This is a genomic window from Flavobacterium tagetis (assembly GCF_016735615.1).
GTDB lineage: Bacteria > Bacteroidota > Bacteroidia > Flavobacteriales > Flavobacteriaceae > Flavobacterium > Flavobacterium tagetis.
Map to the genome: position 1 here is coordinate 521,262 of NZ_JAERSF010000001.1, position 16,271 is coordinate 537,532.

The 16,271-nt window shown below is 33.8% G+C and carries 7 protein-coding genes; 2 read left to right on the forward strand and 5 right to left on the reverse strand.

Annotation, left to right across the window (positions count from 1 at the left end; translation table 11 throughout):
* Nucleotides 1-73: 73 nt before the first annotated feature.
* From JI750_RS02355 to JI750_RS02365, 3 genes are read right to left on the reverse strand one after another with little or no spacing between them, the layout of a single operon-like run.
* A complete protein-coding gene (locus tag JI750_RS02355) occupies nt 74-865 on the reverse strand; it encodes a hypothetical protein (RefSeq protein WP_201998713.1) in 792 nt (263 codons plus the stop codon).
* A 28-nt stretch (nt 866-893) separates the two neighbouring features.
* Nucleotides 894-2,603 (reverse strand): RagB/SusD family nutrient uptake outer membrane protein, encoded by a 1,710-nt coding sequence (locus JI750_RS02360; protein WP_201998714.1) that lies wholly within the window; start codon nt 2,601-2,603, stop codon nt 894-896.
* A gap of 16 nt (nt 2,604-2,619) precedes the next feature.
* A complete protein-coding gene (locus tag JI750_RS02365; protein ID WP_201998716.1) occupies nt 2,620-5,850 on the reverse strand; it encodes a SusC/RagA family TonB-linked outer membrane protein in 3,231 nt (1,076 codons plus the stop codon).
* Between the two features lie 345 nt (nt 5,851-6,195).
* Between JI750_RS02365 and JI750_RS02370 the strand changes: the two genes are divergently transcribed.
* On the forward strand, nt 6,196-9,075 hold the full coding sequence (locus JI750_RS02370; RefSeq protein ID WP_201998718.1) for a triple tyrosine motif-containing protein: 2,880 nt from the start codon (nt 6,196-6,198) through the stop codon (nt 9,073-9,075).
* A gap of 34 nt (nt 9,076-9,109) precedes the next feature.
* Here the strand turns inward: JI750_RS02370 and JI750_RS02375 are convergent, their stop codons facing one another.
* Together JI750_RS02375 and gldJ are read right to left on the reverse strand one after the other, a co-directional pair.
* A complete protein-coding gene (locus JI750_RS02375) occupies nt 9,110-10,393 on the reverse strand; it encodes a UDP-N-acetylmuramoyl-tripeptide--D-alanyl-D-alanine ligase (protein ID WP_201998720.1) in 1,284 nt (427 codons plus the stop codon).
* 117 nt (nt 10,394-10,510) lie between these two features.
* Nucleotides 10,511-12,196 carry a gliding motility lipoprotein GldJ gene (gene gldJ, locus JI750_RS02380; protein WP_201998722.1) on the reverse strand — a complete coding sequence of 562 codons (1,686 nt, stop codon included), beginning with the start codon at nt 12,194-12,196 and terminating at the stop codon, nt 10,511-10,513.
* Nucleotides 12,197-12,408: 212 nt separating this feature from the next.
* Between gldJ and porU the strand changes: the two genes are divergently transcribed.
* On the forward strand, nt 12,409-16,245 hold the full coding sequence (gene porU / locus JI750_RS02385; RefSeq protein WP_201998724.1) for a type IX secretion system sortase PorU: 3,837 nt from the start codon (nt 12,409-12,411) through the stop codon (nt 16,243-16,245).
* Nucleotides 16,246-16,271: the final 26 nt, after the last annotated feature.

Here is a 16,271-nt window from a genome sequence, read left to right on the forward strand (position 1 = left end):
CGTAAATAAGGTTTGAAATTCGAAAAAGGAATTTTTTAGTCTTCCTTTTTCGAAATAACTAACACAAAATATATTATTCAGGCTTATAGACAAAAGTCCAACCTGTTGTTTTATCTTTTAAACTTCTTGGTACATACAATACTAATTTGTCTTCTGTAAGTGTAATAATAGTATATTCATTAGCGGCATTTCCAGCCTCGTATCCTAAAATTTTCGAATTATTAATGAATAACTTTTTATTAGCAATATCCATAACAAAACTTCCCTTCTCAGCTGTTGCAGAAGCTGTTTGATAGTGATTATAATTTGCAGCTCCATTTAAGTCAAAATGCATTTTGCCACTCACATCTAACGGAGGACAACAATCTCCCGCATTCCACCAAGCAGTCATAGCCGTACTAGGATCATCTGGAGGAGACATAAACCAATAGGCATCACCTGTTCCTGCAACGCCATCAAAAACCCATGTCTTACCAGCTGCAGTGTTAGTACTCACTAAATCATACCAATCTTGATCTAATGGAGTATCCAGTTTGTCTACTTGTACATCTATCGTTTTTGAGAAAAATTCGCCTCCTAAAGTTCCTACGAATGTAAAAGTTGATTTACCAGGAATGGGATAAACAATAGTTACTTCATTCGTAAGAGCTTTTCCTAAATTATAGTCCCAGTACCCTGTAACACCAGGTGTATTCATACTTAAGGTAATTGTATTACCTTTTGCAGAATTTTGTGCCGAAGTTAATTCAACTCCAGCAACATCTGTAGAATTCTCTAAATGCTGCTCATCTACAATTGGGTCGCACGCTGAAAAGACCAACGTAAAGGCAGCAATTAGTAAATATTTTATATTATGAATTTTCATCTTTCTAATTATTAATAGTTAATAAATATTACCACCCCGGATTTTGATTATAAACTCCATTTAATAGTCTTATTTCAGTTTCAGGAATCGGAACTAACCCTTTAGTTTCAGATCTGTATTTTACACTATAATTAGCATCAACACCAGAGTTTCTAACTTGAATCACATCATTAAATGCTGTATCTACATCTCCCCAACGAACTAAGTCAAACCAGTGCAAACCTTCAAAAGCTAATTCATGTAAGCGTTCCGTTTTAATATTGTCAAGAGAGTATCCCACTGGTCCTAGATGAGCTCTTGCTCTTACTGCATTCATACCGTCTGGCGTTTTAGTAATTTCAGAATGCATTAGTAATACATCGGCAAAACGCATAAAAATAAAGTCTTGAGCATGCATTAACTGCATATCTGTAATTTTCCAATCATACATCTGAACAAACATTCCAACATATGATCCTTTACCGTTATCGTGCTGTAATGCAACATATTTTTTGTTAAAATACCCTGTTTCATGATCTCCTTTATCTGCTGCATAACCAGCTGTTCCTTGTTCTGCTTTACCCACTTCAAGTATAGATCCTCTTTTTCTTGGGTCGGCATCATCCCATCCTGCAAATAATTTTGGATTTACAGTACACCATCCCCAACCTTCTCCAAAAGGCGCTAATGAGTTACCACGCAATGAATTAAAAAGAGCAAGTCTATTAGTATAACTCTGACCATTTGTCCAATCCCAGTTACCAAAAGAATATCTTTGCATAAACATCGTTTCAAAGTTTCCTGTTCCAAATGTTGGTGTAGCACCATCTTGACCTACCCATGATAAGCCTTCTGCTGTAGCCCAAGGCAGTAAATTGTCATTTTTAGCACTTTTGTTTACGTAAGAGTATGGCCAAAGGTTTCTAAAATCAGAGGCTAGCTTATAACCACTATTATTGATGCAATCATCTAAATAAGTCGCAACTTGTGTTGCAGTTAAAGTACCGCCTCCAACAAGAGGTAAATCTGCCGTTGCTTGCTTTTCGATATTACTCATGTAACCTGTATAAAACAAAAACACACGTCCTAAATATGCTTCCGCAACCCATTTATTAGCGTGACCATATCTTGCAGTCGGAATGCTAGTAAACGGTGTAGAAGGCATAGTTTCAATGGCTAGTTTTAAATCAGATGCGATTTGTGCGAATGTCTCACTATAAGTCGATCTAGCAACTAATCTATCTCCATCATATTTTATAACCAATGGTACTCCACCAAAGAATTTTGCTAATCTGAAGTAAAAGAAAGCTCTCATAAACAAAGCTTCTCCAAGAGCTTGCTTTTTAAAGTCATCTGCTAGTTGTGGTGTATCAAAATACTTAGAGAAATCTGCATCTGGAACTTTTTCAATAATGGCATTTGCTCTCGAAATTCCGTTATATGATTGTCTCCACATATCGCGATAGGTATCTTCTGCAGGATCTTCAAAATTATCTACCCATTTTGCCGATTTATCGTCAGGACCTCCCCCGCCAAGCATCATATTGTCCATCAAGTTTGCCGCTACTTGTTCTTCACTATGAACATTGGCTGTATAGATAGCATTGTAAATACCTGCCATTGCTTCGTCTATATCAGTAGGAGATTTATAAAAACTAGTTAAACTTTTTTCTGAAAGGTTCTCCGTATCCAGTTCATCATTACAGCCATACACTGCAAAAATTGCTGAAATTGCTACTATATATCTTAGTTTTTTCATTGTCAATGTTTTAATATTAAAAATCTGCACTTAATCCAAACATTACTGTTCTAGATTGTGGATATAAACCTAAATCTACTCCTGAAGCCCATGAATAGTTTGTATTATCTCCTCCCCAACGTACTTCTGGATCCATACCATCATACTTTGTAAATGTGTATAAGTTATTTACAGCAACGTAGAATTTAAGATTTGAAATAAATTTAATGTCTTTCAATAATTCATTAAAATTATAACCTACTGTTAAATTGTTAATTCTTAAATAATCAGCATTGTGCATGTAGATATCCGAAATATAATTTGTATTTCTATTTGACACAGAACTTAAACGAGGCATTTTGTTTGAAGTTCCCTCTCCGTGCCAACGATCAAATACATCTGAAGTATAGTTTTGTTTTGGACTATCAGCAAATGATCTGTACGATTGCATCACCTGCATACCATATTTACCAGCCATTGTTGTGTTCAGATAAATATTTTTGTACTCAAAGTTTAATTGGATTCCTAATTGGAAATTTGCATTTGGATCTCCAAGAATTACTTTATCTTTTTCATCAATAACACCATCGTTATTTTGGTCAACAAAACGAACATCTCCAGGACGTTGGTCACTAAAATACGGCTGGCCTGTAGGTCCTACATAAGCATCAGCTTCTTGTTGGTTCTGCAAAATTCCAGCTGTTTTAAAACCGTAGAAAGACCCGATTGGATAACCTACTTGCGCTCTAGAAATTTCTGATGTTCCTTGTGATAAAACGTGAGGCAAACCATTAATTATACCATTTCCATTGTCAATCCTTGTAACTTCATTTTTGTTAAAAGCACCGCTTAAAGTTACACCATATTTAAAATCCCCTGCTTTATCTTTCCAAGATAAAGAAAGTTCAAAACCTTTGTTTTCAATATCCCCACCATTTTTGTAAGGATCATCAGCACCAGCTGTTCCTGGCAACTGTGCTTTAACCAACCAGTCTCTAGTTGTTTTCTTATACCAGTCAAATGTTACTCCTAATCTTGAATTGAAAAAACTTGCGTCTAATCCTAAATCTAGCTGTTCAGATGTTTCCCAGCTAACTGTTGGATTAGGTACTGAGGCAGGATATGCAGTCTGGCCAGAAACCGGTTTAGTATCTCCAAAAAAGTAACCAGGAAAAGCATATTTAATACTAGATGTATAATAGAAAGCATAATCTGTATATTGGTTCCCATTTTGTCCCCAGCTTGCTCTCAACTTCAAGAAATCAAGGTATTTTGAAGTACCAGCCATGAAATCCTCCTTGCTTAAAACCCATCCAGCAGCCACTGATGGGAAATTACCATACTGATAGCCTTTGGCAAAATTGGAAGATCCGTCACGACGTATAACAGCAGAAAGAAGGTACTTTTCTTTATAATCATATTGTGCACGTGCAAAATAAGACATAATTGCACCTCCACCGGCAGCTTTATCAAAACCTGTCGTATTAATATCTGCTATAGAACTTGGACTTTTCGTATTGTCTAAATAAGCATATTTTGGATCATTAGGAAACGACAAACCATTTCTTGAACCGTATATATTATTTTCAACAATTCTTTTCCATAGCTCTGTACCAATTACAGCATTAATATTATGATTTCCTATTTGTTTTTGGTATGCAAGAGTATTTGTCCAAGTTGAGTTTGCACCAAAATATTGAGATTGTGTAGCTCCATCAACTGCATCATCGTAAAGCACTCCTAAATGGTATGTTGGGTTCATCGTTCTGTTATAACCAAACCATGAATCAATTCCGTAAACCGTTTTAAATCTTAAGTTAGAAATTGGCTCAATCTCTAAAAATACGTTACCAATAATTTTATGATCTTTTGGGTAATTGTAATTACTTCTATAATACATTACCGCTAAAGGATTGGTCTGATTTGTATTTAATCCATCCAATGTTGGAGTAAATCCATATTCATTTATATTTCTGTCAATCGCTGTTTGCCAATAAGCAGGTTGTAACGGGTTTTGTGTAAGAGCATTGTGCAAATCATTCCCGTAAATATTTCCATTTGAAACATCTCTTTTTTGAATATTAGTATAAGTTACATTTTCTCCAATAGTAATGATGTTATGGCTTTCATTCTTCTTCAAAACCATTTGCGTATTCATCCTAGTAGTTAATCTTTTAAAACCAGCATCTACGATATTTCCACCTAGTATACCGTCTTGATCAAAATAGGAAACCCCAAATGAATACGTAATATCTTCAGTTCCACCTGTAATGTTAATAGAATGATTTACTACAGGAGCATCTTTTTTAGACATTTCATTTATCCAATTAGTTCCTGTCCAGCCGTTTTGCAATTTATTCCAGATCTCTTCTCCAAGCTGCGTTCCTGCTCCCGGATAATTTCTCTCTAGCCAGTCGTTGCTAGTTAACATCGCTTTCCAATCGTTTGGAGCAAGTCCGTCGTTAACTCTTCCTTCATCTTGAATGTACATATATTCTTGTGCGTTCAAAGGATCCAGATTTTTGTAGATGTTTTGAATTCCAAAATATGTATCATAAGAAATTCTAGCTGGTCTTCCTTTACGTCCTTTAACGGTAGTTACCAAAACGACCCCATTTGCCGCTCTAGAACCATAGATTGCAGCAGAAGCCGCATCTTTAAGAACATCTATAGATTCAATGTCTGAAGGGCTTAGATAATCTATATCTCCAACAGCAACTCCATCTACGATATACAACGGATTTGAAGATCCAATTGTACCAATACCACGAATAACGACTTTTGTACCAGCTCCTGGCGCACCACTATTTCTTGTAATACTAATACCTGGCGCAATACCTTGAAGAGCTTCCATAGCCGATCCAGTATTCAATTCCTTTAGTGTTTCTCCTTTTAAGTTTGTAGAAGCACCAGTAATCAAAGCTTTCTTTTGTGTACCGTATCCGATAACTACCACTTCATTTAAGCTTTGAGATACTGCTTTAAGAACAATAGTAAGCTTTGTTTTGCCCGCTATCACCTCATTTACAGTTTCAAAACCAACGAAACTAATTGTCAAAGTTCCGTTAGAGGGAGCACTAATCTGAAATTTCCCATCAAAGTCAGATGCAGTTGCTTTATTGGTTCCCTTTACTAAAACCGTCGCACCTGGGACGGGTAATCCACTTTCATCATTAATGATTCCATTTACAGTCACATCCTGAGCTAATGCGACAACAGAAAACAGTAATGACAAAACACAAAAAATAAATAATTTTGTCAATTTCATTTTTCTAAAAATTTTGGTTAATTAATTAGTAATTTAATGCAATTATAATGTTAAATTTTAATAAGTATTAGATTAAATTTCTTTACAAAAACACTTCAAATTAAATTTTAACACACTACAAAAACACAACATCTATTGCATAATTAATTAATTTACAATACTTTAATTTTGAAAAAAAAATGTTACAAAAATGTTAATTAAAAAAAACGTATATTACATTAGTTTAACAACAACTATTACGTTATAAATTAAAAATAATTTAAAAAACGTGATTAATTCTGATTGATAAATCAACAGTTTAAAAACAAAATAGAGCATTTATAATAAAAATATATTTAAAATTTTATGAAATTCTTAGTTAGGTCTTATATAATAATTTCACTATTTTTCTTACAAATAAAAAGTTTCTCTCAGGTAAAAAATATCGGAATTCCAGATATAAAAAATTATAAAAGATCAGAATATAAAGGAGGAACCCAAAACTGGAGTATAGATCAGGATAAAAATGGAAATATTTATTTTGCAAACAACAGCGGTCTAATTCAGTTTGACGGTTCAAACTGGCATAAATACTCTTTACCCAATAAATCGGAGATTAGAAGCTTAAAAATTGATGCTCTAGGAAGAATATTTGTTGGAGGAAACAATGAATTTGGGTATTTTAAAAATGATGAAAAGGGAATTTTAAAATATCATTCTCTCTACAATTTATTAAGCCCCATAGACAAAGAGAATATCAACTTGATCTGGAGAATACATATTTTTAATGGAGAAGTCATATTCCAGTCTTTCAGCAAAGTCTTTTTTCTTAAAAATGAGAAAGTTACCACGCTTACTGCACCACACAAATTTCAATTTTCATTTTTAGTCAACAATCGCTTATACTTCCAAGACAAAACATTGGGATTACTTGAATACAAAAACAGAAAACTTACAGCAATAAAGGGCACTACTGTGTTTAATGACAAAGAAATATGGTCACTTTTTCCTTTGTCGAATAACAAATTATTATACGCTACTTTAGAAAAGGGTCTTTTTGTATCTGAAAATGGCATTATTAAACCGTGGGCGACAGAAGCCAATGAATTTATCAAGAAAAACACTTCGCTAGGCGGATCCATAATCAAAAACAAGTTTATAATACTAAATTCTGTATTAGACGGGGCCATTATCTGCGATTTAAATGGAAAAATAATCCAGCATTTAAACCGACAAAAAGGCATTCAGAACAATACAATTCTAGCCTCATTTATAGATAACAAAGGTAATATTTGGCTTGGTCTTGATAATGGTATCACTTTTATAAATGAAAATTCGCCTTTCTCCTTTTTTGATTATAGCTACAATATAGGTACAGTATATGCCTCTACAATGCATAATGGAAATCTATATGTAGCCACAAACCAAGGTCTGTTTTACCATTCTTGGGGAGGTTCTTTTAAAGACAGCCCATTTACAAGAGTTGAAGGAACTATTTCACAGGTTTGGAATATTCAAGTTCTAAATAATGTATTAATATGTGCCAGTAACAGTGGAGCATTAATTATCGAAAACAACCGAGTATCAAAAATACTTGACAACAAAGGGTATTTTGGATTCAAAAAAATCCCTGACCATGAAAATTATATAATAGGAGAAAGTTATAATGGCTTTTCAGTCTTTAAAAGATCAGCTTCTGGATATGATTATTTACATCAGGTCAAAGGATTTGATGAAACGACTAATAATTTTTCTGTAGAAATAGATGCAAATTATTTATGGTTAAAGAAAAATCCTTTTTTATATCAGGTAAAATTATCTGAGGATTTACAAAGATTTGATTTTATAAAAAAGCACGTCAATATATCAGAAAAGTATAAAGGAATAAACAGCCTTCAAAACATTAATGGCAAAGTATACTTTCAGGTAAAAAATCATTTTTTCAGATATTCTGTAGAACAGGAAACTTTTTTCGAAGACAAAAAAATTACAGACTTATTTAACGGAATTCCAACTATTAACACTTTAATAGAAGATTCTGCAGGAAACCTCTGGTACGCATTTAATGAATCACTTGGCGTATTAGTTAAAAACAAAAACGGAACTTTCACAAAGAAACAAGCCATTTTCTCAAACCTAAGCGGAAATTTGGTAAACAATTATATATCTGTAAATGCGATAGATCCTCAGAACATTTTTATAGGACTAACAGATCGTTTAGCTCATTATAATTCAACAATTCCAAACACTTTTATGGCAAAACCAAAAGCTTTTATTGAGAGCTTTTCGAATCCTGGAGACACTATTTTAACAGGCAATTTAGACAATAAACTGGAGTCATACAGCATACCATACAAATACAACCGTGTCAAATTCACTTTTGCATCGCCAACATATGAGAATCAGGAAAATGTAATGTATTCGTATAAATTAGAACCTTTTGAAGAGAATTGGCGCGGATGGTCATCGACAGCAATAAAAGAATATACCAATTTGAGAGAAGGCAATTATGTAATGAAACTAAAAGCCAGAAATAGCTATGGTATAGAATCTAATATCACAGAAGTGGAATTTACAGTATCTCCGCCTTGGTACAGACACTTTTTGGCTTACCTATTTTATCTAGTGCTCATATTGCTTGGCGCGTATATAATCTCAGTTAGAATTAAACTGAAGATTAGAAAAAACAGATATTATGAAACCATTGAACAAAGAAGGCTTTATCTTGAAAAAGAGTCTAAAATTAGACATGAACAGCATGATCTAGAAAAAGAAATTGAAAAGCTGAAAAATGACAAGCTTCAAATCAAAATCTTAGCAAAGGACAAAGAACTAGTAAACAACTCTTTACAGGTTGTGAAAAAGAACAAAGTTCTAAATGGAATCATTCATAAACTGAAAGATATTGACACTGGAATTTTAGACGAAAACACCAAATCTGAGTTTAGCAAATTACATAAAAGCATCGTAAAAGAAGTAAATACCGATAAAAGCTGGAAAGACTTAGAAAAGCACATTAAAAACGTTCATTTTGAATTTTTAAAGCGATTAAAAGGACAATATCCAACCATTTCTCCAAGAGAATTAGATTTATCTACTTATTTATTAATGAATATGTCTACCAAAGAAATAGCCGAAATTATGAACATTTCTACAGGTGGGGTTGAGTTAGCCCGTTATCGTTTAAGAAAGAAATTAGGACTAAACAAAAAAGAAAACCTAATCGGGTTTTTAATGAGCATTTAAAAAAGAAGCCATTCAGTATTGAATGGCTTCTTTTTTAAATATATTCTAACGTTCTCTCTAAGGCCATGCCTCGCGAACCCTTTATTAATATCATATTAGAATCAAATTTGAAACTCTTTAGAAATTCAGTAAAATCATCAAATGTTTCAAAAAACTGAATATTTTCATTCGAAATCTTATTGGCAAAAAATGATTTTCCTAACAAGAAACATTGAGCTTGCTTTTGATCTGCTAAAGAATCAACAATGACCTTATGCTCGTATAGACTTTCATCTCCCAGTTCGAACATATCTCCAAGAATCATAATCTTATTTTTCTTGTCTAATTGCAGAAAGTTTGTAATTGCCACCGCCATACTACTCGGATTCGCGTTATAAGCATCTAAAATGATCTCATTTGAGCCTTTTTGCATCATTTGAGACCTGTTGTTAGCAGGAATATAATTCTCAATAGCGCTCTTTATATCGCTTTCTTTTACATCAAAGTATTTCCCAATTGCTGCAGCTGCATTAATATTATTAGCGTTGTAAAGTCCAATTAAATGAGATTCTACAGAAAAATTATTGTATTCAATTGTAACAAATGGATTTGCTGTAATATTCTGAATGTTTAAATCTGCATTTTCTTTTTTAACTCCAAAAGTAAATGATTTAATGCCTTTTGATTTCTCAATCTGAATTGGATCTTCGAGATTTACAAAAACAGTTTTCTGCTTTGCCGCAAGATATTGATACATTTCACTTTTACCCGCAATTACTCCCTCAACTCCACCAAAACCTTCCAAATGCGCTTTTCCAAAATTGGTTATATATCCAAAATCGGGTTGCGCAATTTGACATAAAAATTCGATTTCTTTTTGATGATTGGCTCCCATTTCAACAATTCCAATTTCTGTTTCTTTTGTAAAAGAAAGCAATGTCAACGGTACACCAATATGATTATTTAAATTGCCAATAGTCGCTTTTGTTTTAAACTTTTTGGACAGCACAACATTAATCAATTCCTTTGTCGTGGTTTTTCCGTTACTACCTGTCAAGGCAACAATTGGAAGTGCTAAATAGTTTCGATGAAATCTTGCCAATTCCTGAAGCGTTTGCAAACTGTTTTCCACCAAAATAGTTCTACTGTCAATAAAGTAAGATTCATTATCAATAATAACATATAAAGCCCCTAATTCTAACGCTTGTTTAGCAAACGCATTAGCATCAAAATTTTCTCCCTTAATAGCAAAAAACATCGATTCTTTTTCGATTTTTCTTGTATCAATTGACAAGGAACTACACTGTAAAAATAAGTTATGAATGTCTTGAATATTCATTTATAAAATTTTTAATAAGTCATAAAAGTAGAAAAAAAACAATAAAAAAATTCCAAATTCCAGACTGAATATTCAGTTAATGGAACTTGGAATTTTTTATATTTTAATTCCTAAATCTTAGTTTCTAGGAGATTTTCTTCTTTCAGATTTTGAACCTACTCTAGACATTGCACATCTGAAACCAATGTAATCAGTTGCCATATCTTGAGGGAAGTATCTTCTTTGAGCTGGATCTAACCAGTAAGCTCTATCTCTCCAAGAACCTCCTTTGTAAACTCTTACTTTATCATCGATTAAAGTTGTACGTTTACTAGAGTTATCATATTTTCTGATCATTTTCCCTAAACTGTCTGTTGTAACATTATGTTTAGGAGAGTTGTACATAGCTTGATCTGCTTTAGATCCAGACTCTGAGTCTCCAAAATCAAAATATCTAGATGATTGTTTATCACCATCTCTGTAATTGATATTGTCACTTGTACTAAAGTTTTGTCTCAAATACGTTTCTTGCTCGTCAACTGGAACCTGTGCAATTTCTCCAGGAAGGTTTCTTGCAACAACTTTACCGTTACTTAAAGTGTCATATTTAATGTTAGAAGTAGAAACGATTTCAAGTTTACCGTCTTTACCAATTTTATTTTTAGCATATTGATTTCCTCTGTAATAGTTAAAATCGTTTGCTTCATTATCAATAATTGGTCTATAAACGTCAGCCACCCATTCTGCTACGTTTCCAGCCATATCATAAAGACCGAAATCGTTTGGTGCATAACTTTTCACTGCGTTTGTAATATCAGCACCATCATCAGACCAACCTGCAATTCCACCGTAATCACCGTTTCCTTGTTTAAAGTTAGCCAATTGGTCACCTTTGTTTTTACGTTTGTTAGAACGTGTATAATCTCCAGACCAAGGATATTTCTTTTGTCCTTTGTAGATGTTGTATTCTCTTTGTCCAACGTCTGCTGCTGCAGCATACTCCCATTCTGCTTCAGTAGGAAGTCTATACTCTGGCAAAATGATACCAGAAGAACGTTGAGCATAAACATTTTTTTCTTCAGGAACTACACCGTCTTTACCTGCTTTTGGTCTTCTTCCGTTAGGGTTTTTCTTTAACACCAACTCTTCATTTCCACCATAAGTTGTAGATGGAGACGCAACGTAAGCTTCTGTGTTAAATAAACTTTCAGCACTTACATCATTTGTTTTAGCACCTTTTTTAAGATAACCGTTTTTTTCTAAAACAGCCTCGTTTACACGGTCTGTTCTCCATTTACTAAATTCAACTGCTTGAATCCAGTTAACACCAACTACAGGATAGTTAGCATAAGAAGGGTGTCTCAAATAGTTATTAGTCATCGTTTCGTTGTATCCTAAACGATTTCTCCAAACTAATGTATCAGGAGATGCTCCTTCGTAAATATTTTTGTAATTTTCTTCTGTTGGTGGGAAAACTTTCTTTAACCACTCAAGGTATTCTAAGTACATACCGTTCGTAACTTCGGTTTCATCCATATAGAATGATTGAACGTGTTGTTGAGTTGGCGTGTTATTCCAATCGTGCATAACATCATCCTGTACTTTACCCATAGTAAACGTACCTCCTTCAACAAAAACTAAACCAGGACCAGCCTGTTGTTTTTTACCTGCATTTCTGGCAGCAGTTCCATTCTGACTATCTACATCCCAGCCAGTAGCTCTAGAAGCGTGAGTGGAACTCGATTTTTTGCTACAACTAGCCGTGCCCAACATCAATACCATTGACATCATTAACTGCAAGACTACAATTTTGTTTACTTTCATACTCATTCTTAGGTGATAAATTTAGGTGCTGCAATATAATAATTAACATTTAATTGGCAACATCTGTTCTAATAATTTTATTTAGCTGTTTTTTACCAGAAAATAACCTTTAGTTACGAACGCAAAAATATACTTTTTATTATTACTATAACATGAAATACTATATTTTTACTTACTAATTATTTTTTAATTAAATTTCGCCTTTTTAACCTATGAAGCAAGCATTTCTAATTTACATTTTTTTAATTCCAATCCTCTCGTTTTCACAGCTAAATGGGACCATAGCAATCGATTGGCAAAATAAAAAAGAGGTAAATTATGGCGAAAACAAAATCGTAATTCCGTACTTCTCAGGAAGCAGTTTCCGCTTCGACATTACAAAAAAAAGCATAACATTGCTTCAAAATCTAAATCAGTCTGGCATTTCAAACGGCAGTTCAGCACAAATTAGCAACATCGTTTACGAATCAATTTCAAGAGCTGATTTAGGAGATTTAACACTTGAAAATATCCCTGAGAAACCAAATGAATCGGTAATAGTTACGAACGCTAGAGATATACGCTATTCTTTTCTTTCTTTATCTCCTATAATTAAGGAAGGAAACAGCTACAAACGCATAAAATCCTTTTCTTACTTTATTAGCAATGCAAACGCAAGAACTTCAACAGCGGCTTCATTTCAAAAATCGGCAGCAATAACGAGCTCTGTTTTAGCTTCTGGAGACTGGTACCGATTTTATATTCAGAAATCAGGCGTTTACAGAATCAATAAATCTTTTTTACAAAGTTTAGGATTTGATGCTTCTAAAATTGACCCAAGAAAAATCAAAATTTACGGAAATGGAGGAAGAATGCTCCCTTTAGCCAACAACGCTTATTATCCTGATGATTTAATCGAAAATGCAATACAAATTTCAGGAGAAAACGACGGTGTTTTTAACAATGAAGACTACATTCTTTTTTATGCCGAAGGAACAGACAATTGGAACTCTGAAAGCCAAACCAACTTAAATCTATACGACACTAAATCCTATTATTATATTACGGCTTCTGGCGGCGATGGAAAGCGAATTCAAAACCTAAATCAGCCTGCAGGGAACATCACTTTAGAGCTAAACACGTTTGATGACTATCAGTATCATGAAATGGACCAAACAAACATTGCGCATCTTGGCCGTCAATGGCTCGGAGAATCATTCGATATCAATCAGGAACAAGAGTTCTCATTTAGCTTTCCAAACCTAGACACCTCTATACCTGTTAAAATAGAAGTAAGCGCAGCAGCGGCATCTTTTACCACTACTTCTTTTGCAATATCGGCAAACGGACAAAGTGCAGGCTCTATAAGTTTTCCTCCTTTAATTGCAAACTCCGACACTAAATATACTACTGGAAAATTGCCGTCAAATAACCAATTTACAGGAACAGATAACATAAAAATAAAACTTACCTATAATAATAATGGTATCCCAGGATCAAAAGGCTACTTAGATTACATCAATTTAACTGCAAAACGAAAACTTTTAGGAACAGGTAAGCAATTTCATTTTCAATACAACACTGCAGGTTCTACAGCTGGAATTGTGAATTACACAATAGGGAACGCATCTGGATTAACTCAAATCTGGGATGTTACTGACCTATATAATGTATCTAAAATAGAAAATACTAATCAGACTTCTTTTAGCTTTAAAGCCAATTTAGGAGAAGTTAGAAAATACGTAGCAATAGATCCATCCGATTATTATGCTCCGCTAAAAGAAAATCAGTCAAAAATTGCGAATCAGAATTTAAAAGGAACCATTTTCAGAAACAACCAAAATACTTTCCAAGATATCGATTATGTAATTATAACTCCCAAATCTTTAGCCTCGCAAGCCGAAAAATTAGCCAATTTTCACAGAAATAATTCCAATTTAAATGTAAAAGTTATTGCATTAGAAAACATCTATCAAGAATTTTCTTCTGGCAAACAAGACATTGCCGCTATTAGAAATTGCATCAGATATATTTATAGCAACGCATCTTCGCCAGATAAAAGAATACGTTATGTAAACTTATTCGGCGATGCTTCATTTGACTATAAAGATCGTATTTCGAATAACACTAATATTGTACCTATATATCAATCTCTAATAAGCAACACTGTCGGAGAAGCTTCATTTGCCTCTGATGATTTTTATGGATTAATGGATTCTAATGAGGGAGTTGTAATTCCTTCTCTTGCTGGAATTGATATAGCCGTGGGAAGAATGCTAGTTTCAAACAACTCCCAAGCGCAGGAAATGGTCAACAAAGTCTTAGAATATCATGATACAAAATCTTATGGAAACTGGAGAAATAATGTTGTTTTAATTAGCGATGACTCCGACAAACCAGGCGATCAGACTTTACAATCAAATCAAAATGCCCTTGCAGACCAAATTGCGACTGAAAAACCTTTTTTCAATATCGACAAAATATTTTTAGACGCTTATACACAAGAAGCTTCCGCAGGTGGGTCACGATATCCAAAAGCGAGGACTGATTTTTTTAATGCTTTTGAAAAAGGTGCTCTGATATTTAATTACCTAGGACACGGTGGTGAGGACGGACTAGCAAGCGAAAGAATTTGGGAGAAATCGGACGGACAAAACCTGACCAATCAATACAAATATCCTTTATTTATTACCATTACCTGCGAATTTTCTCGTTTTGATGATCCAACGAGACCAACTGCCGGTGAATATGTTTTCTGGAATCCAAAAGGAGGCGCTATTTCAATGCTGACAACAATTCGCGAAATCGGACAAACAAATGCCGAAGAATTCAACAAAACACTAAGCAAAAACCTTCTTTCTTATGGTTCAAATCAATACAATACTATTGCAGAATCATTAAGAATATCCAAAAATGAAAATCCTAGCTCTGCCAGTAACGTTGTCTTTTACTTAGGCGATCCTGCTTTAATGCTCGCAGTTCCAAAACCCCGAATTAATTTAACCAAAGTAAACGATATTGTGATTTCGCAAGCAATCCCTGATTTAAAATCATTATCAAAAATTAAAATTTCTGGAGAAATCACAGACGAAAACAACACACTTTTAAGCAATTATAACGGAGAATTGGCAACCGCTATTTTCGATAAATTAATTACAAATACCACCTTAAACAATGACGGTTTTAGTCCTCCAATGCAATTTAAAACTCTTGGAGAGACCATTTTTAGAGGAAACGCATCTGTTACCAATGGACAATTCGAATTTAGCTTTGTAGTCCCAAGAGACATTAGAATTCCTGTTGACAATGGAAGAATTAGTTTTTATTCGAAGAAAAATGAGTCTTTAGAAAACCAAACGGGCTACAACAACATCATCAAAATTGGAGGAATTAATGAAAATGCACCTCAGGACAATATAAATCCAAAAGTGAAGTTATATATGAACGACGAAACCTTTGTATCTGGAGGAATTACGAATGAATCGCCATTTCTTTTGGCCTTTTTAGAAGACGAAAACGGAATTAATACAGCAAGTGGAATCGGCCATGATATTGTCGCTATTTTAGATGGAGACGTAAGTAATCCTTATATTTTGAATGATTACTATCAAACAAAATTAGACGATTACACCAACGGAAATTTACGTTTTCCATTCCGAAATTTAGCTCCTGGACTGCATACTATAAGTTTTACTGCTTGGGATGTTTACAATAACCCCGTTACAAGTGAAATTCAATTTACAGTTGTAGGAGATGATAGCTTGACATTATCTCACGTTCTTAATTATCCAAATCCATTTTCTACTTATACACAATTTTGGTTTTCGCATAATAGACCTTACGAACCATTAGACGTACAAGTACAGGTAATGACCATTACAGGAAAAGTAGTCTGGACAAAAAATCAAACTGTCACGACAGAAGGATTTTTATCTAGAGAAATAACATGGGATGGAAGAGACGATTTTGGTGACAAAATCGGAAAAGGAGTGTATATTTACAAACTGACTGTAAGATCTAATTTAACAAATAAAAAAGCAGAAAAATACGAAAAGCTTGTCATCCTATAATATTATATATATTTGCACCACCAAAA

Excerpts from the sequence above, each read along its gene's own strand:
- JI750_RS02355 (WP_201998713.1), bottom strand. The coding sequence starts at position 865 with ATGAAAATTCATAATATAAAATATTTACTAATTGCTGCCTTTACGTTG.
- JI750_RS02360 (WP_201998714.1), bottom strand. The coding sequence starts at position 2,603 with ATGAAAAAACTAAGATATATAGTAGCAATTTCAGCAATTTTTGCAGTG.
- JI750_RS02365 (WP_201998716.1), bottom strand. The coding sequence starts at position 5,850 with ATGAAATTGACAAAATTATTTATTTTTTGTGTTTTGTCATTACTGTTT.
- JI750_RS02370 (WP_201998718.1), top strand. The coding sequence starts at position 6,196 with ATGAAATTCTTAGTTAGGTCTTATATAATAATTTCACTATTTTTCTTA.
- JI750_RS02375 (WP_201998720.1), bottom strand. The coding sequence starts at position 10,393 with ATGAATATTCAAGACATTCATAACTTATTTTTACAGTGTAGTTCCTTG.
- gldJ (WP_201998722.1), bottom strand. The coding sequence starts at position 12,196 with ATGAAAGTAAACAAAATTGTAGTCTTGCAGTTAATGATGTCAATGGTA.
- porU (WP_201998724.1), top strand. The coding sequence starts at position 12,409 with ATGAAGCAAGCATTTCTAATTTACATTTTTTTAATTCCAATCCTCTCG.